Raw genomic sequence first — 24,790 nt, 5'->3', positions numbered from 1 at the left:
GGAGGAGCTCAGCGGCGGTCGTGCGGCACCACCATCGGGCTGGCCGTGCGCGGGTCGGGCACGATGTCGCACGGCAGCCCGTACACGTCGGCGACCAGCTCGGACGTCAGCACCTCCGTCGGCGGCCCCTGCGTGACCACCCGCCCCTCGCGCATCACGACCAGGTGGGAGGCGAATCGGGCGGCCTGGTTGAGGTCGTGCAGCACGGCCACGATCGTCCGGCCCTCGCCGTGCAGCTCCCGGCACAGCTCCAGCAGCTCATACTGGTGGGCGATGTCGAGGAACGTGGTCGGCTCGTCGAGCAGCAGCAGGTCGGTCTGCTGGGCGAGCACCATGGCCACCCAGGCGCGCTGCCGCTGGCCGCCCGACAGCTCGGTGGCCCGCACGTGGGCGAGGTCGTGCAGCGCGGTGCGCTCCAGCGCGAACTCGATCGCGGCGTCGTCGCCGGGCGACCACTGGCGCAGCAGCGTGTGGTGCGGGTAACGGCCGCGCCGGACCAGGTCGCGCACGGTGATGCCGTCGGGCGCGACCGGGTTCTGCGGCAGCAGTGCGACGTGCCGGGCGGCCTGCCTGCCCCGGTACGACCACAGGTCCCTGCCGTGGAGCAGCACCTGCCCCCGGTCGGGCTTGCGCACCCGGGCCAGCGACTTGAGCAGCGTCGACTTGCCGCAGCCGTTCGGCCCGATGATCACGCTGAGCTCGCCGTCCGGGATGTCCAGGCTGACGTCGCGCACGACGGGGTCGCCGCCGTAGGAGATCGTGACGTCCCGGACGCCCAGCCCCGTAGTGCTCACAGTGTTCCCTTCCGCCATTCACGGGTCAGCAGGTAGCCGAGGTAGAGGCCGCCGACGGCCATCGTGTAGACGCCGACCGGCAGGTTGCCCGGGAGGGGCAGCTGCTGGGCGGCCAGGTCGGCGAGCACCAGCAGCAGCGTGCCGACGAGCGCCGACAGCAGCAGGTGGGGGCCGGGGCCGCCGGTCAGGCGGCGGGCGATCTGCGGCGCGGTGAGCGCGATGAACGCGATCGGCCCGGCGACGGCGACGGCGGCGGCCGACAGCACGACCGACAGCGTCACGGCGGCGGTCCTGGTGGGGCCGGGCTCCGCGCCGAGCCCGGCGGCCAGCTCGTCGCCCAGCTCCGTCATGTCCAGGCGGCGGGCCAGCAGCGCCACGAGCGGCGCGCACACCAGCACCACCAGCCAGATCGTGACCGCGTGGTCCCAGGACCGGGCCGACAGGCTGCCGTTGAGGTAGGCCATGAGCACGGTCGCCTTGTCCCGTTCGACGGCGTAGACGACGTACTGGGTGAGGGCCACGGAGATCGCCGAGACGCCGATCCCGGCCACGATGAGGCGGCCCGGGTTCTGGAACCCCGTCCCGGTGGAGACGTACACGACGGCCATGGCGAGCACGGCGCCCGCGAGCGCGCCGAGCGGCACCGGCAGCAGGCCGGGCAGGAACAGCGCGGCGGACGCGGCGCCCGCGCCCGCGCCGGCGGAGACGCCGATCACGTCCGGGCTGCCGAGCGGGTTGCGCGTCACGGTCTGGAACAGCGCGCCCGACAGGCCCAGCGCGGCCCCGGTGCCGATGCCCACGACCAGGCGCGGCCCGCGCAGCCGGCCCAGCACGAACGCCGCCTTGCCCTCGGCCCCGCCGAACAGCGCCTGCGGCAGGTCGGCGACGGGGATGCCGAGCCGTCCCAGTGACAGGGTGGCGACGGCGGCCACGGCGACGAGCGCCACGACCGCGGCGGCGGCGACGGCGCCGGCCCGCCCGACGGGGACGGCGATCACCCGTCCGATCCTGACGACCGTCATGCGTTGCCCTTCATCCTGCGTACGGCCAGCAGCAGCGCGGGGGCGCCGACGAACGCGGTGACGACGCCGACCATCAGCTCCTGCGGGCGCAGCACCAGCCGGCCCGCGACGTCGGCGAGCAGCAGCAGGGCCGGGCCGACGATCGCGGAGAACACGATCTGGGCGCGGAAGCCCACGCCGGCCAGCGCCCGCACGATGTGCGGCACGGCCAGGCCGACGAAGCCGATCGGGCCGACGGCCGCGGTCGCCGCCGCGCACAGCAGCGTCGAGGCCAGCAGCCCGCCGGCCCGCATGGCGGCGGGGCTGGTGCCGAGGGCGGCCGCGGTCTCGTCGCCGAGCGCGAGCGCGTTCAGCCCCGGCGCGATCAGCACCGCGACGAGCAGGCCGAGCCCCGCCAGCGGCAGCACCGACAGCAGCACGTCGAAGTCCCGGCCGCCGAGCGCGCCCACCACCCAGTAGCGGTAGCTGTCGAAGACGCGCGGCAGCCCGAGCGTCACGGCCTGCACGTACGCGGTGAGGACGGCGGTGACGACGGCGCCCGCCAGGACCAGCCGCACCAGCCCGGCCCCCGACCCGGCCGACCCGATGACGTGCACGAGCAGCCCGGCGAGCAGCGCGCCGGGCAGCGCCCACCACACCGCGCCCCACTGCCCCGACACGCCGAGGAACGCGGTGGCGGACACGATGCCCGCCGACGCGCCCGCGGTGATGCCGAGCAGGCTGGGGTCGGCCAGCGGGTTGCGGGTGATGCCCTGCATGAGCGTCCCGGCGACGGCCAGGCAGAGCCCGGCGAGCAGGCCGAGCGCGGTGCGCGGGTAGCGGCTCTCGATCACCGTGGTCGTGTTGGCGTCGGCGGTGCCGTCGAGTACGGCCAGCACGTCGCCGATCGAGGTGGGATGGCTGCCGAACGCGACGCTGGCGAGCACGGCGAACGCCAGCACGGCCAGCGAGGCGAGCAGGAAAGACAGCGGCCGGGCGACGCGGGCGCGGGTGCTCCCCGGGCCCGCGCCGCCCGGCGCGGTGCGTGCTGTGAGCGTCATGTAAGGGTGGTCGTCATGTGGGGGCGGGCGTCCTCAACCGGTACGGGTTACTTGTCCAGCTTGGCGACGGCCTCGTCGATCAGCGGCAGGTAGCGGTCGATCACCCACGGCACGGTCAGTGGGTTGATGATCGACGACGCGGTGACGAACGGGGTGTCGTCGCTGGCCACCACGGCGCCGCGCTTGACCGCCGGGATCGCCGCGTACAGCTTCTGCGCCTCGATCTCCTTGCGGGTCTTCTCGTCGGTGTAGAAGGTGAAGACCAGGTCGCTCTTGGCGAGCTTCTGGGCGTTCTCCAGGCCGATCAGCGCCGAGTCGGTGCCCTCGGTCTCCTTGAAGGTGTTGACCACCGGGTCCACGGTGAGGCCGAGCGAGGAGACCATCTCCACCCGCTGCTCCTCGGGCTTGAACACGCCGAGCGTGCCGGGGCCGGAGGTGTAGATGTAGGAGAAGGTGACGTCCTTGTACTGCGGGCGGGTGGCCGCGGCGTCGGCGAGCTGCTTCTTGACCGAGGCGATCAGCTTGGGGGCCTCGGCGGGCTTGCCCAGCGCCTTGGCGACGATCTCGATCTGCTGGTCCCAGTTGGTGCTCCACGCCAGGTCCGGGTAGGCCACGGTCGGCGCGATGTCCTTGAGGATGTCGTACTGCTCCTGCGTGATGCCGGACCACGGGGCCAGGATGACGTCCGGGTCGAGCTCGACGATCGTGTCGAAGTCGATGTTCTCGCCGCCGGCGAACTGCTTGGGCAGGGTGCCGCCGGCCTTGGTCACGGCCTCGTGGATCCACGGCAGGTAGCCGGTCTTGTCGCTGCCCCACGGGTAGCTCTCGATGCCGACGGGGGTGTGGCCGAGCGCGATCGCGGTCTCCGCCGAGCCCTGGCCGAGGGTGACGACCCGCTGCGGCTGCTCGGTGATCGTCGCCTGGCCGAGCGCGCTGTCGATCGTCACCGGGAAGGCGCCGGCGGTGTCCCCGCCGCCGGCGCTCCCGGTCGGGGCGGGCGCGGCGGACGGCGGCTCGGTGGAGCCGCAGCCGGTGACGACCAGCAGGGCCGCGGACAACAGGAGCGCGGACACGCGCACCCGGGGGAGCCTGAACTGCATGAATGTTCCTTGTTCCGTGGACGCGCGCGGCCACGTCCACATCACGGAGGAAAGGTGGGGCCAGCGCGGGTCACCAACTGACCTTCAACACTTAGGCAAGCCTAACCTACTGTCCGCTTCGTCATCAAACGGGGGTCTTGCGGGTGACGATCTCGTCGATCCGGGCCTGCTGGCTCTCGGCGATCTCCTCGGCGAGCTCGGCCGTCTCCCGGTGCGCCCCCTCGGCCTCCACGGTCTCGGCCATCCGCACGCCGGCCTCCAGATGATCCACGATCACCGGCAGCCACTTGCGGTCGAACGCCTCGCCCGAGGTGCGCGCCAGCTCGGCGACCTGCTCGGGCGGCAGCATGCCGGGCATGGCGTGCGCGGAGCCGTGGTCCTCGGGCACGGCCCGCCCCCACGCGCGCAGCCAGGAGGCCATCAGGTCGATCTCCGCCTGCTCCCCCTCGGCCAGCGACTCGCCGAGCTCGCGCACGTACGTGTCGCGGGTGCGCTCGGCGGCCAGCTTCGCCAGCGCGATCGTCTGCCGGTGATGGGGGATCATCTCCTGGGAGAAGCGCACGTCGGCTTCCGTGTACCCCGCCTGCGGGGCGGGCGCGCCCGCGGCCGGCGAGCAGCCGGCCGCGAGCGCCACGACCGCCGCGACCCGGACGAGAACGGCCTTCAGCATCATGACCTCCAGGGCTTTGCAGGAGGTACGCACGCGGACGCCGCCCGGTTCGGCCCCCTCAGCCGTTCAGCGCGGAGTGGCGGCGGCTGTAGGCGAAGTAGATGACCAGCCCGATCGCGAACCAGACGGCGAAGCGCAGCCAGGTCATCGGGTCCAGGAAGGTGATCAGCCACAGAGAGAAGACGACCCCGATGGCCGGCACCACGGGCATCCCCGGCGTGCGGAACTGGCGGGGCAGGTCCGGCTGCCGGTAGCGCAGCACGATCACCGCCACGCACACCACCACGAACGCCAGCAGGATGCCGATGTTGGTCAGCTCGGCAGCCTCCCGGATCGGCAGGAACCCGGCGATCACCGCCGAGGCGGCGCCCACGATCCAGGTGACCCGCGACGGCACCCGCCGTACCGGGTGCACCTTGGCGAACCACAGCGGCAGCAGCCCGTCGCGGCTCATCGAGAACCAGACCCGCGTCACCCCCAGCATGAAGGTGAACATGACGGTCAGGATGCCGACGATCGCCCCCACCGCGATCACCGTCGCCAGCCCGGACAGCCCGACCGCCGCGAACGCCGAGGAGAAGCCGCTCTCGGGGTCGATGTCGCGGTAGTTCTGCATGCCGGTGAGCACCAGGGTCGCCAGCACGTACAGGATCATGGAGATGACGAGCGAGTAGATGATCGCCTTGGGCATGTGGCGCTGCGCGTCACGCGACTCCTCGGCGGCGGTGCTCATCGCGTCGTAGCCGAACACGGCGAAGAACACCGTGGCCGCGCCGGTGATCGCGCCGCCGATGCCGAACGGGAAGAACGGCGAGTAGTTGGCCGTGTTGATGTGGAAGAACCCGACCGCGATGACCAGCAGCACCACGGCGACCTTGATGACGACCACGATGGTCTCGAACCGGGCGGCGGTGCGGATGCCGAGGTTCAGCATGAAGGCGATGAGCAGGCAGAGCAGCACCGCGAACAGGTCGACGACGTGCCCCTCGCCGGTGCCGGGCGCGCCCAGCATCCAGGCGGGCAGCCCGAACCCCAACTGCTGCACCAAAAACCCGAAATATCCGGATATGCCGATGCCGACGACCGCCACGATCGCCGTGTACTCCAGCAGCAGGTCCCACCCGATCAGCCAGCCCACCAGCTCGCCCAGCACCGCGTAGCCGTAGGTGTAGGCCGACCCGGCCTTCGGGATCATCCCCGCGAACTCCGCGTACGAGAACGCCGCCGCCGCGCTGGCCACCCCCGCGATCAGGAACGACACCAGCACGGCGGGCCCCGCCGTCTGATTGGCGACCGCGCCGGCCAGCGCGAAGATGCCCGCGCCGATGATGCCGCCGATGCCGATCGCGGTGAGCTGCCACAGCCCGAGCGAGCGCGACAGCTCGCCCTCGTGCTCCTCCGCGATCTGCTCCACCGGCTTGCGGCGGAAGATGCCGCGAGAAGAAGCCATGCCAGCCCCCCGACCAGCCAGATGTGTCCTGGATCACTCCATTCCCAGGTAGGGGGGCGCTATGCGGCTACACGTACCCCTTGTCGAGCACCGCCCGCGTGTCGCGGGTGATGCGAGCGGCCAGCTCGGGGGAGAGCGGCGTGCGCGGCGGGCGGCACGGCCCGCCCCTGCGCCCGGCCAGGTCCATCGACAGCTTGATGGACTGCACGAACTCCGTCTTGGAGTCCCAGCGCAGCAGCGGGTGCAGGTCGCGGTAGATCGGCAGCGCCCTGGCCAGGTCCGCCGGGTCGCCGGAGGTGGCCAGCCGGTACAGCTCGACCGTGGCCTTCGGGATCATGTTCGGGTAGCCCGCGATCCAGCCGACCGCCCCGGCGATGCCCACCTCCAGCAGCACGTCGTCGGAGCCGATCAGCACGTCCAGGCCCGGGGCCAGCTCGGCGATCTCGTAGGCGCGGCGCACGTCGCCGGTGAACTCCTTGACCCCGACGATCAGCCCCTCCCGGTACAGCTCGGCCAGCAGCTCCGGGGTCAGGTCGACCTTGGTGTCGATCGGGTTGTTGTACGCGACGACCGGCAGCCCGGCCCTGGCCACCTCCCGGTAGTGGCCGACGACGGCCTCCCGGTCGGCGCGGTAGGCGTTGGGCGGCAGCAGCAGCACCGACGAGGCGCCCGCCTCGGCCGCCTGCTCGGCCCACCGCCTGGCCTCGGCCGCGCCGTAGGCCGCCACGCCGGGCATCACGTGGAAGCCCTCGGGGGCGGCCTCGACGGCGGTGCGCACCACGCGGGCCCGCTCCTCGGGGGTCAGCGTCTGGTACTCGCCCAGCGAGCCGTTCGGGCAGACGCCGTCGCAGCCGCCCTCGGCCAGGAAGCGCACGTGCTCGGCGTATCCGTCGTAGTCGACCGACAGGTCGTCGTGGAAGGGCAGCGCGGTCGCGACGTGCACGCCGTGCCAGACGGGGGTGGTCATGCCTTCTCCTTGTGGTCGCTCATCCAGGTCTCCAGGCCGCCCGCGTCCAGGGGCAGCGCCGAGGAGAGGTTCTCCATGCCGTCGGCCGTGACGAGCAGGTCGTCCTCGATCCGCACGCCGACGCCGCGCAGCTCCGGCGGGACGGTCAGGTCGTGCGCGTGGAAGTACAGGCCGGGCTCGACCGTGAGCACCATGCCGGGCGCCATCGCCGCGCCGTGGTAGGCCTCGGGCCGGGACTTGGCGCAGTCGTGCACGTCCAGGCCCAGGTGGTGGCCGATGCCGCAGACGAGCCAGCGGCGGTGGTGCTGCCCCTGCTCCGACAGGGCCTCGTCGACCGACACCGGCAGCAGCCCCCAGTCGTCCAGCCCGCGCGCGATGACCTCCATGGCGGCGTGGTGGAAGTCGGTGAACCGGCGGCCGGGCGCCACCGCGGCCAGGCCCGCCCGGTGCGCCTTCTCCACCAGGTCGTGCACCCGCCGCTGGGTCTCGGTGAAGCGGCCGGAGGCGGGGAAGGTGCGGGTGACGTCGGCGGTGTAGTGGGCGCGCGTCTCCACGCCCATGTCGAGCAGCAGCAGCTCGTCCGGCAGCACCGGCCCGTCGCAGCGCACCCAGTGCAGCGTGGGGGCGTGCGCGCCGCTGCCGACGATCGTGGCGTAGCCGGGGCCGTTGCCGTGCGTGCGGGCGTAGCGGTCGAAGGTGCCCTGCAGCCAGCGCTCCCCGCCGCCCGCGACCGCCGCCGGGATCTCGCCGACGACGGCGGCGAATCCCTCCACGGTACGGTCCACCGCCTCGCGGAGCCGGTCCACCTCCCACTCGTCCTTGATCATGCGGAGCTCGGCGAGCACCCGCCTGACCTCGTCGGACGGCGGCTGCGGCTCGCCGTCGAGCTCGGCCAGGGGCCGCACCTCGACGCCCAGGGCCGCGGCCCACTCCGCAAGGGACGGCGACGGGCCCACCCACAGCTCGCCGTAGGCGGCGTCGGTGAAGAACTCCGGCTCACCGGGACCCGCCGGGGGCGGCAGGTAGAGCGTGCAGCCGCCGCCGGACACCACGGCCACGGCGTTCTCCACCGCGCACCCGGTCAGCCAGAAGAAGTCGCTGTCCACGCGGAAGTCGTAGAACGTGTCGTTGCTGCGCACCGGCGCCCGCCCGGCGGGCACCGTCACGCTCTGGCCGGGCAGCGCGGCGGCCAGCCGGGCCCGGTGCGCGGCGGCGGCCTCGGCCGCGCCTGCGACCACCGGCGGCGTGCGGCGGGGCGAGTCCCAGCCCTTCGCCATGTGCTCGGTGAACGCCGGGATCTCTGAGAGTCTGGGCAGCTTGCCGTCACCCACCGGTGATTCCTCCTCCTTGTTCGGCGACGAGCTCCGTCAGCCTGGCGAACACCCGCTCGTCGCCGATGCCGTCGTGCTCGTACTCGTTGGTGACCCAGGCCCGCGCGTTGCCGACGCGGGAGGCGGTGTCCAGTTGCAGGCCGGAGTCCACGTACATGTCGTCGAAGTAGACGGCGGCGGCCAGCGGCACCTCGTTGGCGGCCAGCCGGTCGAGGTCGTAGAGCGGCGGCCAGTCCGCGCGCCCGGCGAGCAGCTCGACGGCGCCCCGGAACGGGCGCAGGGCGCGGATCTCCTCGAACATCCAGGGGTAGATCATCTCCCCGGTGAACAGCAGCGGCCTGGCCGTCTCCGCGAACTCCGGACGCCGGGCGCGCTCCGCCTCGGCCGCCCACGCGGTCGCGCCGGGGCCGTGCCCGTAGATGCTCTCCTGGAGCGCGGCGAACAGCGGGTTGTCGGCGTAGGACGAGCGGGCCAGCACCTGGTGCAGGAACGTCTCCGGCAGCCCGGCGGCCTCGTCGAGCAGCCAGTGCATGCGCTCGAAGCCGGGCTTCATGCCGAAGTCGAGGCCGAGCGACTGCAGCCGCCGCACGGTGAGCGTGTCGCCGTCGGGCAGCCGCACGTCGCCCTCGGCCAGCCGGTCGGCCAGCCGCGCGGCGGTCTCGGCGTGGTGCGGGTAGCGGCGGTAGAACGCGGCGTTCTTGGCCGCGACCCGGGGATAGGTGCGGCGGTAGACCTCGGCGGCGTCCGGCTCCAGCGCGGGCAGCCCGCCCGCCACGTAGCAGGCGCTCAGCCCCTCGGGGGCGCGCGAGAGGTACGTGAGCGTGAGGAAGCCGCCGTAGCTCTGGCCCAGCGTCGACCAGCGCCGGCCGCCGAAGACGGTCGTGCGCAGGTGCTCGGCGTCGGCCACGATCGAGTCGGCCCGGAAGAGCGCGAGGCGGGCGGCGCCCTCCTCGGCGGTGAGGCCGCTCATCAGCCGGCCGTCGATCCGGGAGCTGCGGCCGGTGCCGCGCTGGTCCAGCAGGATCACCCGGTGGGTCCTCAGCGCGTGGCCGAGCCAGCCGTCGCGGCCGGTCGGGCGCGGGCCCTTGCCGCCCGGCCCGCCCTGGAGGTAGAGCAGGCACGGCAGGTCCTCGCGGTCGCGGACCGGGTCGGCCAGCTCGCGGGCGAACACGGTGATCGTGCCCCGGTCCGGGGCCGACCAGTCGAGCGGCACCGCCACCTCGTGGTCGCGCACCCGCATCCCGGGGATCGTGTAAGTGGCGGTGATCAACCTTCTCCTTCGCGGGGATCGCCGGGCTCAGTAATGTGTGGCATTGCACTGGCACCCTAAATGTCCGGGAAGCCCGTTGCCAAGCGCCAGGACGTATGTGGATAAAGCGTGACACTGCGGGAGGTGCGTTAGCCGGGCGTGATCCGGGGCACCAAGCGGCCATGAGGCTCGTGGTGATCGGCAATCCGGCCGCAGGCGGCGTCGACGGGCGCACCCGCGCGGCCGTGCTCGACACGCTGGGCGAATCCGCCGACGTGCTCGCCCCCGACCTGCCGGAGCCCGGCGGCGTCGGCGCGATCCTGGCCGAGCACGCCGACCGCGTCCCCGTCGTCCTCGGCGGCGACGGCACCGTGCACGCCGTCGTCGCCGCGCTCCTCGAACGCGGCGAGCTCGGCTCCCGGCCCGTCGGGCTGGTGCCGCTCGGCACCGGCAACGACCTGGCCCGCGCCCTGGGCATCCCGCTCGACCCCCGCGAGGCCGCGCGGGCCGTCCTCCGGGGCCGCGAACGGGCCCTCGACCTGCTCGTCGACGACCGGGGCGGCGTCGTCGTCAACGCCGTCCACGTGGGCGTCGGCGCCCGCGCCTCCGAGCAGGCCGCCGCGCTCAAGCCCCTCCTGCACCGCGCCGCGTACGCCGCCGGGGCCCTCCTGGCCGGGCTGCGCACCAAAGGGTGGCGGCTGCGCGTCCGGGTCGACGGCGGGCTGGTCAGCGACGGGCGGCGGCGCGTGCTGATGGTGGGCGTCGGCAACGGCGTCTCCATCGGCGGCGGCACCCCACTCGCCCCGCACGCCCGGCCCGACGACGGCCAGGTGGACGTCGTCGTCTCCTACGCCGTCTCGCCGCTGGCGCGGCTGGCGTTCGGGGCGCTGCTGCGGCGCGGCCGGCACCCCGAGCGCGGCGACGTGCTGACCGTGCGGGGGAGCACGGTGACGGTCGAGGGCGAGCCCGCCCCGGCCAACGCCGACGGCGAGCTCTGCCCACCGGCCCCCCACCGCACCTGGACCCTGCGCCCGGCGGCCTGGCGCGTCATCGTCCCGGCCGCCTGACGGCCACGCCTGGGGTCAGGTGCCGGCGCGGGCCAGCTCCCGGTCGGCCTCCTCCTGTACGGCGTCGAGGTCGTCGGCGATCTCGGCGCCCGCCACCGCGTCCGGCAGGTCGTCCTCCATCCGCCGCAACGGCCGGTACCACAGGCCGAGCGCCCCCCACACGACCAGGAGCGCCCCGGTGACGGCCAGCAGCAGCCCGACGCCCCGGCCCGGCCCGACGCCGACGACGTCGCCGACCACGGTCCCGGCCAGCGCCCCGCCGGGCGCCAGCAGCGGCTCGAACAGCTCCGACAGCGGCGGCGCCGTCAGGAACGCCAGCGGCGTCATCGACACCGCCAGCATCTGGTTGGTGGCCAGCACCCGGCCCTGCAGCTCCATCCCCACCTTGAGCTGGATGATCGACAGCCAGTGCGTGTTGAGCACGCTCAGGAACAGCCACGACATCAGCCCGCCGAACGCCGCCAGCGCCACCGACGGCCGCAGCCCGATGAGCACGATGCCCAGCCCGAACCCGCTGACGAAGCCCACCATGCCGATGGCCCGCCGCTCGGTGCCGTTCCAGAACACCATCACCAGCGCGCCGAGCACCGCGCCCAGGCCCTGCGCCGCCGTCACCGTCCCGACCGCCGTCACGTCGCCGAACGACAGCAGCACGGGCACGGTGATCGCCAGCGCGAGCATGCCCAGGTAGTTCTCCACGACGAAGAACGCGATCATGATCATCAGCGGCCTGCGCCGGACCAGGAACCGCCACCCGCCGGCCACGGCCTGCGTGAACGTCTCCTCCAGCCGATGGAACATCCGGTCCGGGAACCGCACGAGCAGCAGCGTCGCCAGGCCGATCACGAACGTGACGATGTTGACCGCCACCACCCCGTGCACGCCGATCAGCGTGATCAGCGCCGCCCCGGCCAGCGGGGCCAGCAGCATGCCGAGCCCGGTGCCGAGGTTGGCGACCGCGTTGGCCTGCATGAGGTACGGCTTCGGCACGAGCTGGGCGACGGCCGCCAGGTAGGCGGGCCGGTGGAAGGCGGTCACCAGCGACAGCACGCCGGAGACGATGCCGACCTGCCACACCTCCAGCCGCCCCGCCACCAGCAGCGCCACCAGCGCGGTCGTCGCCACCGCCGACACGGCGTCGCACGTCAGCATCACCAGCCGCCGGTCCACCCGGTCGGCGACGGCGCCGCCCAGCGGCGAGGCCAGCAGCGACGGCAGCGTGGCCAGCATCGTGACGAGCGCGTAGTCCGACACGCGCCCGCTCTCCTGGTAGGCCCACACGCCCAGCGCGAACGAGGTGAGCGCGCTGCCCAGCAGCGACGCCGTCTGCCCGACGGCGACCGTGTAGAAGCGGCGCAGGTCCCTGCGCGCCCGCTCGCCCACCACCTCGACCTCGGCGACCGGCTCGGGCACCCGCCCGGCCTCCCAGTCGGCCAGGTGCGCGTCCATCAGCTCGGCCAGCCGCGTCGCCTGGTGCTTGAGGAAGTAGTGGCCCGCGCGCGGGATCGTGGCCAGCGCCACCCGCTCCGCGAACGCGCCCCACTCGCGGTAACGCTCCTGGTAGAGCTCCGTGGAGCGGTCACGCTCGCCGATCACGCACAGCACCGGCGCGTTCAGCTTGCGGGCGCCGCCCGCGGCCAGCTCGCCGCTGAACCACGCCTGCGCCTCCTCCACGTCGTGCCGCAGCCCGCGCAGCATGATCGTGGTGTCGCCGGTGTCCTCGTCCAGCGCGCCGAGCGTACGCAGGAAGTCGCGTTGCGAGCGGTCCGACGACCAGCGGTTGGCCGGGAACCTGCGGTTCCACCACGCGGACAGCCGCCCCGGCAGCCGGGCGTCGGGGAAGCTGCCGCCGACGAACAGCCCGGCCACCGGCACCCCGGCCTCCTCCAGCCGCAGCGCCAGCTCCGTGGCCGTCGCCGACCCGACGCAGTGCCCGTACAGGGCCACCGGGCCGGTGGTCAGCGGCGCCAGCTCCTCGATCACCCGGCCGACCAGCTTCGGCAGCGTGAGCATGGCCTCGTCGGGCCGCGCCGGGTCGTGGCCGGGCAGCTCGACGGCCAGCACCGCCGTCCCCGGGTGGCGGGCCGCCAGCTCCGTCGCCAGCGGCCCGTACGCGGCGGCCGAACCGCCGCCGTACGGCACGCACAGCACGGTACGGGTCGCCACGGCGGGACCGGCCAGTCGGTGCAGCAGCCCCGGCTCGCCCCCGTCGCCCGAGTCCAGGTGCGCGGCCAGCTCGCGGATCGTCGGCCGGGTGAACAGGTCGATCACCCGCAGCGCCGGGTCGATGTCGCGCACCGCGCGCACCGCCATGAACGAGTCGCCGCCCAGCGCGAAGAAGTCGTCCTCCACTCCCGGGTCCGCCACGCCCAGCACCCGCGCCCACACGGCGGCGATCCGCTCCTCCGTCGGCGTCGCCGGCGCGACCCGCTCACCGGCGGCGGCCGCCTCCGGCATCGGCAGCGCGGCCCGGTTCACCTTGCCGAGCGGGGTGAGCGGCAGCGCGTCCAGCGCCATGATCGCGGGCGGCACCATGTACTCCGGCAGCCGCTCGCGCAGCCCCGCCCGCACCGCGGCCAGGTCCACGTCCGCCGGGGCGATCCAGGCGGCCAGCCGGCGGTTGTGCGCCTCGCCGACCGGCAGCACCGCCGCCTCCAGCACACCCGGCTGGTCGTGCAGCGCCGCCTTGACCTCGCCCAGCTCCACCCGGAAGCCGCGGATCTTCACCTGGTCGTCCACCCGGCCCAGGAACTCGATCATGCCGTCGGCGTTCAGCCGCACCCGGTCGCCCGTCCGGTAGCAGCGCGTCGTCCCCGTCACCGGGTCCGGCACGAACCGCTCGGCCGTCAGGTCCGGCCGGCCCAGGTAGCCGCGGGCCAGGCTCGGCCCGCCGATCCACAGGTCACCCGGCACCCCGGCGGGCAGCGGCCGGCCCGCCGCGTCGACCACGTGACAGTCGACGTTCGACAGCGGCCTGCCCAGCGGCACGTTCGCCGACCCGGTCGGCGTCTCGGGCGCGGTGCAGCTCAGCACCGACACCACCGTCTCGGTCGGGCCGCAGTGGATCTGCAGCTCCACGCCCGGCCGGGCCGCCCTGACCCGCTCGGCCAGGTCCCACGAGGTGGCCTCGCCCGCCAGGATGAGCAGGTCCGTCGGCAGCATCGCGGCCAGGTCGCCGTGCGCCGCCAGCAGCTCCAGATGGCTCGGCACCATCTTGATCACCTCGACCGGGTGATCGGCCAGGTAGCCGGCGAACGCCTCCGGGTCCGTCGCCGCGTCCTGGTCCAGCAGGTGCACCGTCGTGCCGCTGAGCAGCGCCCCGAACAGGCACGTCATGACCAGGTCGGAGGCCATCGTGGACACCACGCCCCACGACGTGTACGGGCCGCCCACACGCTCGGCCACCGCCCGCAGGTAGTGCAGCACCGCCCGGTGCTCGACCGCCGCGCCCTTCGGCCGCCCGGTCGAGCCCGAGGTGAACAGCACGTGCGCCAGGTGCTCCGGCGCCACCTCGACGCCCGGCGGCGTCTCCGGCAGGCCGGCGGCGAGCACGTCCTCCAGCACCAGCGCGCCCGGCAGCCGCCCGGCCAGCGCCCGCTCGGCCAGCACCAGCCGCGCCCCGCACGACACCATGTACGCCAGCCGCTCGTCCGGGTAGGCCGGCTCCAGCGGCATGTACGCGGCGCCGGCCTTGAGCACGCCGAGGATCGCCGGGACCAGCGGCCCGTGCCGCTCGGCCAGGATGCCGACCACCTCGTCGGCGCCGACCCCGGCCGCCACCAGGTGGTGCGCGATCCGGTTCGCCTGCCGCTCCACCTCGCCGTACGTCATGGTGCCCGCCGGGTCCGACACCGCGACCGCGTCCGGGGTGCGGGCCGCCCAGTCCTCGAACCACGCGTGCAGCGGCCTGGACAGGTCGAACTCCCGGCGCGGGCCCGCCGTCACCGGCCCGTCCACCGGCTCCAGCGGCACCGCCGCCACCGGGGCGTCCAGGTCCGCGAGCATGCCCTCCAGCAGCGTCACGTACCAGCCCGCCATCCGGGCCGCCGTGCCCGCGTCGAACAGGTCCGCCCGGTAGGCCAGCGTCCCCCGGTAGCCGCCGTCGCCGGTGTTGGCCAGCGCCAGGTTCAGGTCGTACTTGGCCGTCCGCAGCGGCGGCTCCGACACCTCCACGTCCAGCCCCGGGAAGCGCGGCGGCTCCGGGCGGGAGTCCACCACGTTCAGCACCGCCTGGACGACCGGCGTCGTCGCCAGGTTCCGGTCCGGGTGCAGCTCCTCCACCACGCGCTCGAACTGCGTCTCCCGGTGCGCGAACGCGTCCAGCGCCATGCCGCGCACCCGCGCCAGCAGCTCACGCCCCGTCGGCTCGCCCGACCGGTCGCCCCGCATCACCAGCGTGTTCACGAAGCAGCCCAGCATCCGCTCGGTGTCCGGATGCAGCCTGCCCGCCTCCAGCACGCCCACCGGCACGTCGTCCGTCGCCGACACCCGGCCCAGCAGCTCCTGCCAGGCCGCCAGCAGCACCATGAACGGCGTCGCGCCCGCCTCCCCGGCCGCCGCGCGCACCCGCGCCGCCAGCTCGGGGCCGAGCCGCACCGGCACCTCGCCGCCCGCCCAGTCCGCCACCGTCGGGCGCGGCCGGTCCGTGGGCAGGTCCAGCACCGGCTCCAGGCCCGCCAGCCGCTCCATCCACCAGCTCACGTCCGGCTCGGGCTGCCCGGCGAGCCACTGCGCGTAGTCGCCGTACTGCACCCTCGGCGGCTCCGGCCGCTCGGCCACGCCCAGCGCGGCCGCGTACAGCGCCGCCAGCTCGGCCAGCGCCACGTCCCGCGACCAGGCGTCGAACGCGACGTGGTGCACGGTCAGCAGCAGCACGTGCTCCTCGTCGCCCAGCCGGTACAGCACCGCCCGGGCAGGCGGCTCGGCGTCCAGCGCGAACGGCCGGTACGCCTCCCGCTCCAGCCGCTCCGGCAGCGCCTCCGCCGTCACGTCCTCGGCCGTGACCGGCACCCGGGCGGCGTCCACCACCGTGGTGCGGTCCTGCTCGACCAGCGTGCGCAGCACCTCGTGCCGCTCGGCCAGCTCCCGCACCGCGCCCAGCAGCGCCGCCGGGTCCAGCGGGCCGCGCAGCCGCACGACCGTCGGCACGTTGTACGCGCCCCGGTCGCCCGGCTCGGCGAGCTGCGCCAGGAACCACAGCCGCGCCTGCGCGGGTGACGGCGGCGCCTCCCCGGCGCGCACCGGAATCCCTGGCACCGCCCGCGCCACGGCCCTGCGCGCCGCCGCGAGCCGATCCTCGACCCGCCGCCTCCGCCCCTCGGAGGCGCCACCTCCGGAGGGTCCGCCAACCCCGGAGAGGCCCACACCCCCGGAGGGGTCGCGCGCGTCCGTCGAGGGGCCGGTCAACGGGGTGGTCGCCTGTTCGGTCACGGGGCCACCTCCACGTCCGCGTCCAGCAGCTCCTCGACGCCCGCCGCGAAGTCGCCCAGCACCGGCCGCTCGAACAGCAGCCGCACCGGCACCTCCATGGCCAGCGCCTCCCGGAGGCGTCCGGCGACCAGCATGGCGGCCAGCGAGTGACCGCCGAGGGCGAAGAAGTCGTCGTTGACCCCGGCTGCGGCCACCCCGAGCACCGCCTGCCACACCTCGGCGACGAGCAGCTCAGCCTCGGTGGCGGGCGGGACTACGGTGCGGGCGGCGGCGAGGTCGGGCTTGGGCAGCCCGCCCCGGTCGAGCTTGCCGGAGGAGGTGGTGGGCAGCGCGTCGAGCGTCACCCACTGCCGGGGCACCAGGTAGTCGGGCAGCCGTTCGCGCAGGGCGGCCTCGACGGCGCGGGCGTCGCCGCCGACGAGGTAGCCGACGAGGTGGTCCTCGTGCACGGTGACGACGGCGTCGGCGACGAGCTCGCGCAGCGCCGCCTCGATCTCGCCGAGCTCGATGCGGTGGCCGCGCACCTTCACCTGGTGGTCGCGGCGGCCGAGGAAGGACAGGGTGCCGTCGTCGCGCCATCGGGCCAGGTCGCCGGTGCGGTAGCGCCGTTCGCCGGGGGCGAGCGGGTCGTCGGTGAACGCCTCGGACGGCAGCCCCCGGTAGCCGCGGGCGACTCCGGCGCCGCCGATCCACAGCTCGCCGGGCACGCCGGGCGGCACGAGCCGTCCCGCCTGGTCGAGCACGTACGCCCGCTCGCCGGGCAGCGGCCCGCCGATGGGCACGCTGTCGCCGGTGACCCGGTCGATCCTGGTCATGGTGGAGTAGACGGTGGTCTCGGTGGGCCCGTAGGAGTTCCACAGTTCGCCGACGCGGGCGACGAGCTCCCCGGCGAGGACGGGGTCGAGCACCTCGCCGATGCTCACGACGCGTACGCGGTCGCCGCCGGTCCATCCGGCGGCGACGAGCATGCGCAGCGTGGTCGGGGTCGCGGTGAGGAGCGTCACGCCGCTCTCGCCGATGCGGCGCGCGACGACGTGGCCGTCCACGGCCGACTCCCGGTCGAGCAGTTCGAGCCGGAGCCCGTTGCACAGGCTGACCCACAGGTCGAAGCCGAACACGTCGAAGGAGAACGGCGTCAGCCCGAGCATCACGTCGTCGTCGCGGACGCCGGGCACGGCCCGCATCGCGCGGACGAACGCCGACAGGTTGCCGTGCGTGACCTCGACGCCCTTGGGGCGGCCGGTGGAGCCGGAGGTGTAGAGCACGTACGCGGTCGTCTCCGGCGTGGCGGCGACCTCGGTGAACCCGGCGCCGGACAGGTCGGCATCGGGCAGGCCGGCGAGGTCGACGACGACGGCGCCGGTGGACTCGGCGAGGCCGCGCGCCACGGCGACGGTGTCGCCGGCGGCCAGCACCACGCGGGCGCCGGAGTCGGCGAGCTGGCGGCGCAGCCGTTCGGCCGGGTGGTCGGGCTCCAGCGGCACGTACGCCGCCCCGGCCCGCGCGACGCCGGCGAGGGCGGCGGGCAGCCACCGGTCGCGCGGCAGGCACACCCCGGCGACGCGCTCGGCCTCGCCGTCGAAGGCGCGGGTGAGTGCCGCGGCGACGCGGGCGGAGGCGTCCGCCAGCTCGGCGTACGTGAGCGAGCCGGTCCCGTCGGCGACCGCCACCCGGGCGGGGTGCAGGCGGGCCTGTTCCAGCAGCTCATGGACGACGGTCGGGTGCTGGGCGGCGGGCAGGGACGCGCCGGTGCCCCAGTGCAGCAGCGTCGCCCGTTCCTCGGCGGTGACGAGCTCGAACGCCGACAGCGGCTGGTCCGGCCCGGCGACCGCGGCCTCCAGCAGCCGCATCAGCCGGTCGGAGAACGCCTCGGCCTCCTCCCGCTCGAACAGGTCGACGTCGTACTCGATCTGGATCTCGACCCCGTCGGCGGTGGTGTTGACGAACAGCGTGTACGGGGCCTGGGCGCCGCCGCCGCTCAGCTCGCCGAGGAGCTCGACCTGGAGGCCGCCGCCCGTGAGCCGCACCGGGACGGCGGGCGGCTGGTAGGACATGACGACGGGCGTGAGCATGGTGCCGCGCGGCCGTTCGATGCCGGAGACGGCCAGGCGTTCCTCGGGCGCGAGCCCCACGTGGTCGAGCGAGCGGGTGGTGGCGGCGGCCGCCTGCACGACGGCGCGCCGCACGGTCAGCTCGCCGTCGAGGCGCAGCCGTACGGGCAGCACGTCGACGAGCGGGCCGACGAGCCCTTCCAGCTCGGGGTGGGCGCGGTCGGCGACGGCGGCGCCGAGGAGCACGTCGGGCCGGTCGGTCTGGGCGGCGACGAGCAGCCCGAGCACGGTGAAGTAGACGGCGAACGGCGTGGTGCCGGTGGAGGCGGCGAGCTCGCCCACGCGGGCGGCCGTCGCGGGCGGCACCTCGCGCAGCAGGCGCGTGCCGCGGAACCGGCTCGGCCCCGACTGGGCGCGGGCCGACAGGTCGTACGGGGGCGCGGCGCCGGCCAGTTCCTCGGCCCAGAAGGCGCGCAGCCGCCCGATCCGGTCGGGGTCGGCGGCCAGTTCGCGTTCCAGCAGGGCCACGTCGCCCACCTGGACGGGCTGCTCGGCCACGGTGCCGGTCAGCGCGGCCATCAGGGTGGCGTTGGACCAGCCGTCGTAGGCGGTGTGGTCGGTGACGACGATCAGCTCGGCGCTGCGCTCGTCGAGCCAGAGCAGGGCGGCCCGCAGCAGCGGCACGTCGGCGTACAGGTCGAAGCCGTGCACGGCCAGGCGTTCGGCGAGGCCGGGGGAGTAGGGGTGCTCCTCCAGCGGCACCGGCGCGGGCGGCCGCACCTCGGCCATCGGCTCGCCGTTGTCGCCGATGACGGTGACCGAGCGCAGCACCTCGTGCTCGCGGACGAGGGCGTCCAGCGCGGCCCGCACCGGCTCGGCCGACTCCAGCCCGGTCAGGCGCAGCCGGAAGGCGAGCGTGGTGGCGTTGGCCGTCCGGCTCACCTCGCGCAGCAGCCACATGCCGTGCTGGGCGGCGGTGAGCGGGTAGCGGTCGCGGCCGGCGTGACGGGACAGCCTCGGGCCGGGGGCGCCGTCGCCGATCTGCACGAGCGGGGCCAGCTCGGCGATCGTCGGCCGCCCCAGGAACGTGGTCAGCGCCACCCGGGCGCCCAGCTCGCGCTCGATGACCGCGCAGATCCGGGCCGCCGCCAGCGAGTGGCCGCCGAGGTCGATGAAGTGGTGGTGGATGCCCACCCGGTCGACGCCGAGCACCTCGCCGACGATCGCGGCCAGCCGCCGCTCGACGTCGTCGCGGGGCTCGACGTACGGGCCGAGCTCGGGGGCGAACTCCAGCGCGGGCAGCGCGGCCCGGTCCACCTTGCCGGTGGGGCCGAGCGGGATCCGCTGCATGATCGCGATCCGGGACGGCACCATGTAGTCGGGCAGCCGTTCCCGCATCCACGCGCGCAGCTCCGCCTCGGCGGGCTCCTGGCCGGGGGCGGGCTCGACGTAGGCGACCAGGCGGCGCACGTCTCGCGCGTCGGTCCGGGTGAGCACGACCGCGTGGTTGACGCCGGGGTAGCGGGTCAGCGTGCCCTGCACCTCGCCCAGCTCGACGCGGAAGCCGGCCACCTTGACCTGGTCGTCGTTGCGGCCCGCGTAGTGGCAGACGCCGTTCTCGCGGCGGACCAGGTCGCCGGTGCGGTAGTGCCGTACGCCGTCGTCGTCGGTGACGAACCGCTCGGCGGTGAGCTCGGGCCGGTTCAGGTAGCCGCGGCCGACCAGCGGCCCGGCCACCCACAGCTCGCCGACCTCGCCGTCCGGCAGCGGGCGGCCCTCGGCGTCGCGCACGCTCAGCAGCGAGCCGGCGTAGGCGGTGCCGATGGGCGGCTCGTCCTCGCCGTCGCGGTACACCTCGGAGGACGTGCAGGTCACCGTGCACTCGGTGGGTCCGTATACGTTTACGATCCGGCGAACGCCAGGGTTGGCGTAGATGCGATCGGCCAGCGCCCTGGTGAACGGCTCGCCGCCGGCGATCACCATCCGCACCCCGGCGGGCAGCGGCTCGTTCAGCAGCGCGACCAGCGCCGACGGCGCGCCGTACACGGTCGTCACGTCGTCGCGGGCGGGCAGCGCCGACAGCGCCAGCAGGTTGTCGGCCACGATCACGGTGCCGCCGCAGACCAGCGGCAGGAACATCTGCGTCACCGACGGGTCGAAGCACACCGAGGTGGCGAACAGCATCCCGCCGAGCTCGCCCGCGTAGACGTCCGCCTCGTGGCGCAGCAGCGCCATGGCGTTGCCGTGCTCGATGACCACGCCCTTGGGCCGCCCGGTCGAGCCCGAGGTGTAGATCACGTACGCGGCGTCGGACGGGCCGCCGGCCACCGGCTCGTACGGGAGGTCCCCGGTCAGGGACTCCACGAGCAGCGCCTCGGCCCCCGACGCGCGCAGCACGGCCTCCTGCCGCCGCGCCACCGGCTCGGAGGTGATGAGCTGGGCCATGCCCGCGTCGGCGGCGATGAACTCCAGCCGGTCGGCCGGGTAGGCCGGGTCGAGCGGCACGTAGGCCGCGCCCGCCTTCCACACGCCCAGCAGGGCGGCGATCAGGGACTCGTCCCTGTCGAGGCAGACGCCCACGGAGTCGCCCGGGCCCGCTCCCCGGCCGCGTAACTCCCCGGCTATCCGCTCGGCGCGGGCGTCGAGCTCTTCGTACGTCATGCGAGTCGTGCCCGCCACCACGGCGATGCGATCGGGGGTGCGCCGCACCTGTTCCGCAAAGGCCTCGTGAACGCGGTCGTTGTCGAGGTTGCTGCCAACCACCAAGGTTCTCCCAGTCAGGTCGGATCGTTCGCCGGAAAGAGTCGCATGGCCGACGGCGACGGCGGGAAAATGACAGGCTTCGTTACCATAACGATGATCGTGACGATTTGTGCGCGAAAAGCCCCGGATGGTAACGCCCCTGGCGGCAGCCCGCCCGATGCTTCAGAGTGGGGGACGTGTCCTCGATGGAGCTGCCGCTCTACATGCGGCGCACAGAGCTGGATCCCGCCCCCGAGCTGGGCGCCTTCCGCGACGAGCAGGGGGTGGCCCGCGTCCGGACCCCGTTCGGCGCCGAAGCCTGGCTCGTCACCCGCCACGCCGACGTGCGCGCCGTCCTCGGCGACGCCGAACGGTTCGCCATCGCCCGCCGCGGGATCACCGAGCTGCCCGGCGCGCCCAAACTGACCGCCGAGCAACTGGCCGAGACCCGCGCCGGCAACCTGCTGGCCACCGACCCGCCCGAGCACACGCGGCTGCGCCGCATGCTGACCGGCGAGTTCACGCTGCGCCGGATGCGCCGCCTGGAACCGCGCATCACCCGCATCGTCGAGGACCACCTCGACGCGATGGAGCGCGCCGGCTCGCCCGCCGACCTGGTGCCCGCGTTCGCGCTGCCGATCCCGTCCCTGGTGATCTGCGAGCTGCTCGGCGTCCCGTACGACGACCGCGAGGGCTTCCAGCACCGCACCGGCCGCATGCTCGACATGTCCATCCCCGTCCCCGAGCGCGTCGCCCTGCAGCTCGAGTCGCGCGCCTACATGGCCGAGCTCGTCGCCCGCAACCGGGCCGAGCCGGGCGAGGAACTGCTCGGCATGCTGGTGCGCGAGCACGGCGACGACCTCACCGACCCCGAGCTGATCGGCATCGGCAGCCTGCTCCTGCTGGCCGGGCACGAGACCACCTCCAACATGCTCTCCCTCGGCACGCTCGCCCTGCTGCGCCACCCCGAGCAGCTGGAGCTGCTGCGCAAGGAGCCGGAGCGGATCGACGCCGCCGTGGAGGAGCTGCTGCGCTGGCTCAGCATCGTGCACTCAGGCACGTTCAAGATCACCACCACCGAGGTGGAGCTGGGCGGCCACACGATCGGCCCCGGCGAGATCGTGGCCTGCGCGCTCCCGGCCGCCAACCGCGACCCGGCGCTGCTGCCCGACGCCCACCTGCTCGACATCACCCGGGGCGAGCCCGGCCACGTCGCGTTCGGCCACGGCGTGCACCACTGCCTCGGCGCGCCGCTGGCCCGGATGGAGATGCGCATCGCCTTCCCGGCCCTGCTGCGGCGCTTCCCCGACCTGCGGGTGACCGACCGCGAGCCGCAGTTCCGCTCCTTCCACATCGTGTACGGGCTGACGTCGCTGGAGGTGGCCTGGTAGCCGGGACGCGTCACAGGGACGGCGTCACCAGGACGGCGGGGTTCCCGGACGGCGGGTCAGGACGGACGGCGCGAGCGCGCGGTCGCCAGCCCGGCGAGCCCGGTGGCGGCCAGCCCGATCAGCAGGGCCACGAACGCGCCGCCGAGCCCGTTGCCGGTGCCGATGCCGCCGTCGGAGGTGACCACGACGACCACGGCGACCGCCGTCCCGGCCAGGCCCAGCACCACACCGGCCCGCGCGCCCCGGCCGGTGCGGCGGGCCAGGGCGCGCCCGCCGAGCGCGGCGCCCGCCAGCCCCGCGAGCGCGGCCACGAGGGAGCCGATCCGGCCCGCGCTCAGCGTGTACGCGGTGACGGGGTCGGGCTGGGCGGCCGCGACCAGGTGGGCGGCGTCGAGGAGTGGCATGACTGCTCCTTCGGTGAATGGACGTCACCCGATCATGTCGCCGGGCCCGTCCGCCGGTCGTCCGCCCGGCGTCGGCACTTCACGCTGCCGCCGGCGACGCAGCCGCCTGCCGCGCCTCCGGCAGGAGCCGCGGATCTACCGCGCTCGTGGTAGCCGCCCGCTCGTCCGCGCGCAGGAGTCGCCCGCGCCCCCGTCCGGCTAGGGTGCGCCCATGAGCGCAGCATGGGCCAGGGTCACGGCCTGGGTCAGGGCCAGAACCAGGGCCACGGGCACGGCCGGGATCACGGTCGGGGACTGGGTGATCGCCGTCTGTGTTGCGGCGGCGCTGCTGGTCACGGGCCTGTCCGGACAGCCTGCCGGCACCGGCCCCGCCGTGGCCGGCTACGCGCTGCTGGCGACCGGCGGGCTCGCGCTGGCCGTGCGCCGCCGCGTCCCGGTCGCCGTGCTGGCCGTCACCGGGGCGTGCGCGGCCGGCTACCAGGCGGCCGGGTTCGACGTGCCCGCCGTCGCGTACCTGTTCGCCGTCTACGCCGCCGTGCGGGCGGGGCGCCGCGCCGTCACCGTCGGCGTGAGCGTGCTCGTGCTGGCGGCGATGCCCCTGGCGGCCCTGGCGTCCGGCCTGCACGACACGGGCGAGGCGTTCGCGCAGGCCAGGGGCGCGCTGGAGCTGGCCTGGCTGGTCGCCGCCGGGGCGGCCGGTGAGGCGCTGCGGCAGGCCGAGCGGCGGGCGGAGGAGGCCGAGCGCACCCGCGAGGAGACCGCGCGCCGCCGCGCCGACGAGGAGCGGCTGCACATCGCCCGCGAGCTGCACGACTCACTCACCCACCAGATCTCGATCATCAAGGTGCAGGCCGAGGTCGCCGTGCACGTCGCCCGCAAACGCGGCGAGCGGGTGCCCGAGGCGCTGCTGGCGATCCAGGAGGCCGGACGGGAGGCGAGCCGCGAGCTGCGCGCCACCCTGGAGGCGCTGCGCGACGACGACACGGCCCCGCCACGCGGCCTCGACCACGTCCCCGACCTGGTCGAACGCGCCCGCACCATCGGTCTCGACGCCACGCTGACCATCGAGGGGCGGCGGCAGGACGTGCCCGCCGCGGTGAGCCGCACCGTCTACCGGATCGTGCAGGAGTCGCTCACCAACGTCGCCAGGCACGCCGCCGCCGGCAGCGCGTCCGTCCGCATCGACTGCGGCCCCGACGCCGTCGACGTCCGCGTCGAGGACGACGGCCAGGCCAGGCCCGGCGCCGCCCCGGTGCCCGGCGTCGGGCTGCTCGGGATGCGCGAGCGCGTCACCGCCCTGGGCGGCCGGCTGCGCGCCGAGCCGCGCGGCGAGGGCGGCTTCGCCGTGCAGGCCGTGCTCCCCCTGATCCCCGCGGACCGGGCGTCGTGATCCGCGTCCTGCTGGTCGACGACCAGCCGCTCATCCGCAGCGGGTTCCGCGCGCTGCTCGATCTGGAGGACGACATCGAGGTCGTGGCCGAGGCCGGTGACGGCCTGGTGGGCGTGGCGCTGGCCCGCGAGCACCTGCCCGACGTCGCGCTCGTCGACATCCAGATGCCCGTCGCCGACGGCGTCGAGGCGACCCGGCGGATCGCCGCCGACCCGGCGCTGGCCGGGGTGCACGTCGTCATCCTGACCAACTACGGCTTCGACGAGTACGTCTTCGACGCGCTGCGCGCCGGGGCGGCCGGGTTCCTCGTCAAGGACATCGTGCCCGAGGACCTGCTGCACGCCGTCCGCGTCGCGGCCCGCGGCGAGGCGCTGCTCGCGCCGTCGATCACCCGCAAGCTCATCGACCGCTACGTCACCCAGGCGCCGCCCGGCACCGGCGCCGGGCTGGAGGAGCTGACCAACCGCGAGCGCGAGGCCGTGGCCCTGGTCGCCCGCGGCCTGTCCAACGACCAGATCGCCCAGCACATGGTGATCAGCCCGATGACCGCCAAGACGCACGTCAACCGGGCCATGACCAAGCTCCGCGCCCGCGACCGCGCCCAGCTCGTCGTCCTCGCCTACGAGTCCGGCCTGGTGACCCCGGGCACGGGATCCACCGGGCAGTTGTAACGTACTGCGCCATGGGGACAC

At 74.6% G+C, this 24,790-nt stretch carries 16 protein-coding genes; 4 read left to right on the top strand and 12 right to left on the bottom strand.

The window, feature by feature from the left end; all coding sequences use genetic code 11:
- Positions 1–8 precede the first annotated feature (8 nt).
- The 9 genes from ACBI99_RS40790 to ACBI99_RS40750 all read right to left on the bottom strand — a co-directional run bounded on the left by ACBI99_RS40790 (position 9) and on the right by ACBI99_RS40750 (position 9,644).
- A complete protein-coding gene (locus ACBI99_RS40790; RefSeq protein WP_375074905.1) occupies positions 9–812 on the bottom strand; it encodes an ABC transporter ATP-binding protein in 804 nt (267 codons plus the stop codon).
- Positions 791–1,816 (bottom strand): iron chelate uptake ABC transporter family permease subunit, encoded by a 1,026-nt coding sequence (locus ACBI99_RS40785; RefSeq protein WP_219511549.1) that lies wholly within the window; start codon positions 1,814–1,816, stop codon positions 791–793. Before ACBI99_RS40785 ends, ACBI99_RS40790 begins: the two co-directional genes overlap by 22 nt.
- Positions 1,813–2,856 (bottom strand): FecCD family ABC transporter permease, encoded by a 1,044-nt coding sequence (locus tag ACBI99_RS40780; protein WP_375074904.1) that lies wholly within the window; start codon positions 2,854–2,856, stop codon positions 1,813–1,815. Before ACBI99_RS40780 ends, ACBI99_RS40785 begins: the two co-directional genes overlap by 4 nt.
- A gap of 47 nt (positions 2,857–2,903) precedes the next feature.
- Complete coding sequence (locus tag ACBI99_RS40775; protein WP_375074903.1) at positions 2,904–3,956, bottom strand: iron-siderophore ABC transporter substrate-binding protein; 1,053 nt, start codon at positions 3,954–3,956, stop codon at positions 2,904–2,906.
- 124 nt (positions 3,957–4,080) lie between these two features.
- Positions 4,081–4,626 carry a DUF305 domain-containing protein gene (locus ACBI99_RS40770; protein ID WP_357588231.1) on the bottom strand — a complete coding sequence of 182 codons (546 nt, stop codon included), beginning with the start codon at positions 4,624–4,626 and terminating at the stop codon, positions 4,081–4,083.
- A 58-nt stretch (positions 4,627–4,684) separates the two neighbouring features.
- Positions 4,685–6,076, bottom strand: a complete 1,392-nt coding sequence (locus tag ACBI99_RS40765; protein ID WP_219511553.1) for an amino acid permease — start codon at positions 6,074–6,076, stop codon at positions 4,685–4,687.
- Positions 6,077–6,143: 67 nt separating this feature from the next.
- Positions 6,144–7,043, bottom strand: coding sequence for a dihydrodipicolinate synthase family protein (locus tag ACBI99_RS40760; RefSeq protein ID WP_357588230.1), 900 nt, complete (start codon positions 7,041–7,043; stop codon positions 6,144–6,146).
- Positions 7,040–8,374 (bottom strand): aminopeptidase P family protein, encoded by a 1,335-nt coding sequence (locus tag ACBI99_RS40755; protein ID WP_308126073.1) that lies wholly within the window; start codon positions 8,372–8,374, stop codon positions 7,040–7,042. The genes ACBI99_RS40760 and ACBI99_RS40755 overlap by 4 nt, the downstream gene beginning before the upstream one ends.
- A complete protein-coding gene (locus ACBI99_RS40750; protein ID WP_375074902.1) occupies positions 8,367–9,644 on the bottom strand; it encodes an alpha/beta fold hydrolase in 1,278 nt (425 codons plus the stop codon). The genes ACBI99_RS40755 and ACBI99_RS40750 overlap by 8 nt, the downstream gene beginning before the upstream one ends.
- A gap of 161 nt (positions 9,645–9,805) precedes the next feature.
- On the opposite strand from ACBI99_RS40750, the gene ACBI99_RS40745 reads away from it, so the two are divergent.
- The gene (locus tag ACBI99_RS40745; protein WP_357588228.1) at positions 9,806–10,690 is read left to right on the top strand and encodes a diacylglycerol kinase family protein; all 885 of its coding nucleotides are present in this window, start codon (positions 9,806–9,808) and stop codon (positions 10,688–10,690) included.
- Between the two features lie 15 nt (positions 10,691–10,705).
- Here ACBI99_RS40745 and ACBI99_RS40740 read toward each other — a convergent pair whose 3' ends face one another.
- Together ACBI99_RS40740 and ACBI99_RS40735 are read right to left on the bottom strand one after the other, a co-directional pair.
- Complete coding sequence (locus tag ACBI99_RS40740) at positions 10,706–16,120, bottom strand: amino acid adenylation domain-containing protein (RefSeq protein ID WP_375074901.1); 5,415 nt, start codon at positions 16,118–16,120, stop codon at positions 10,706–10,708.
- Entirely contained in the window at positions 16,117–20,934 is a 4,818-nt protein-coding gene (locus ACBI99_RS40735; protein WP_375074900.1) for an amino acid adenylation domain-containing protein, read from the bottom strand. The genes ACBI99_RS40740 and ACBI99_RS40735 overlap by 4 nt, the downstream gene beginning before the upstream one ends.
- A gap of 185 nt (positions 20,935–21,119) precedes the next feature.
- Here ACBI99_RS40735 and ACBI99_RS40730 point away from each other — a divergent pair, with 185 nt between their 5' ends.
- Positions 21,120–22,304: a cytochrome P450 gene (locus ACBI99_RS40730; protein WP_357588272.1), complete on the top strand. Its 1,185-nt coding sequence runs from the start codon at positions 21,120–21,122 to the stop codon at positions 22,302–22,304.
- Positions 22,305–22,360: 56 nt separating this feature from the next.
- Here ACBI99_RS40730 and ACBI99_RS40725 read toward each other — a convergent pair whose 3' ends face one another.
- A complete protein-coding gene (locus ACBI99_RS40725) occupies positions 22,361–22,708 on the bottom strand; it encodes a DUF6223 family protein (protein WP_219511558.1) in 348 nt (115 codons plus the stop codon).
- A 211-nt stretch (positions 22,709–22,919) separates the two neighbouring features.
- On the opposite strand from ACBI99_RS40725, the gene ACBI99_RS40720 reads away from it, so the two are divergent.
- Together ACBI99_RS40720 and ACBI99_RS40715 are read left to right on the top strand one after the other, a co-directional pair.
- On the top strand, positions 22,920–24,098 hold the full coding sequence (locus ACBI99_RS40720) for a sensor histidine kinase (protein WP_219511559.1): 1,179 nt from the start codon (positions 22,920–22,922) through the stop codon (positions 24,096–24,098).
- Positions 24,095–24,769 carry a response regulator gene (locus ACBI99_RS40715; RefSeq protein WP_375074899.1) on the top strand — a complete coding sequence of 225 codons (675 nt, stop codon included), beginning with the start codon at positions 24,095–24,097 and terminating at the stop codon, positions 24,767–24,769. Before ACBI99_RS40720 ends, ACBI99_RS40715 begins: the two co-directional genes overlap by 4 nt.
- Positions 24,770–24,790: the final 21 nt, after the last annotated feature.

This window comes from Nonomuraea sp. ATR24 (genome assembly GCF_041950485.1).
Lineage (GTDB): Bacteria > Actinomycetota > Actinomycetes > Streptosporangiales > Streptosporangiaceae > Nonomuraea > Nonomuraea ceibae.
Note: the sequence above shows the minus strand (reverse complement) of the source record. Positions and strands in the feature narration are given on the sequence as shown.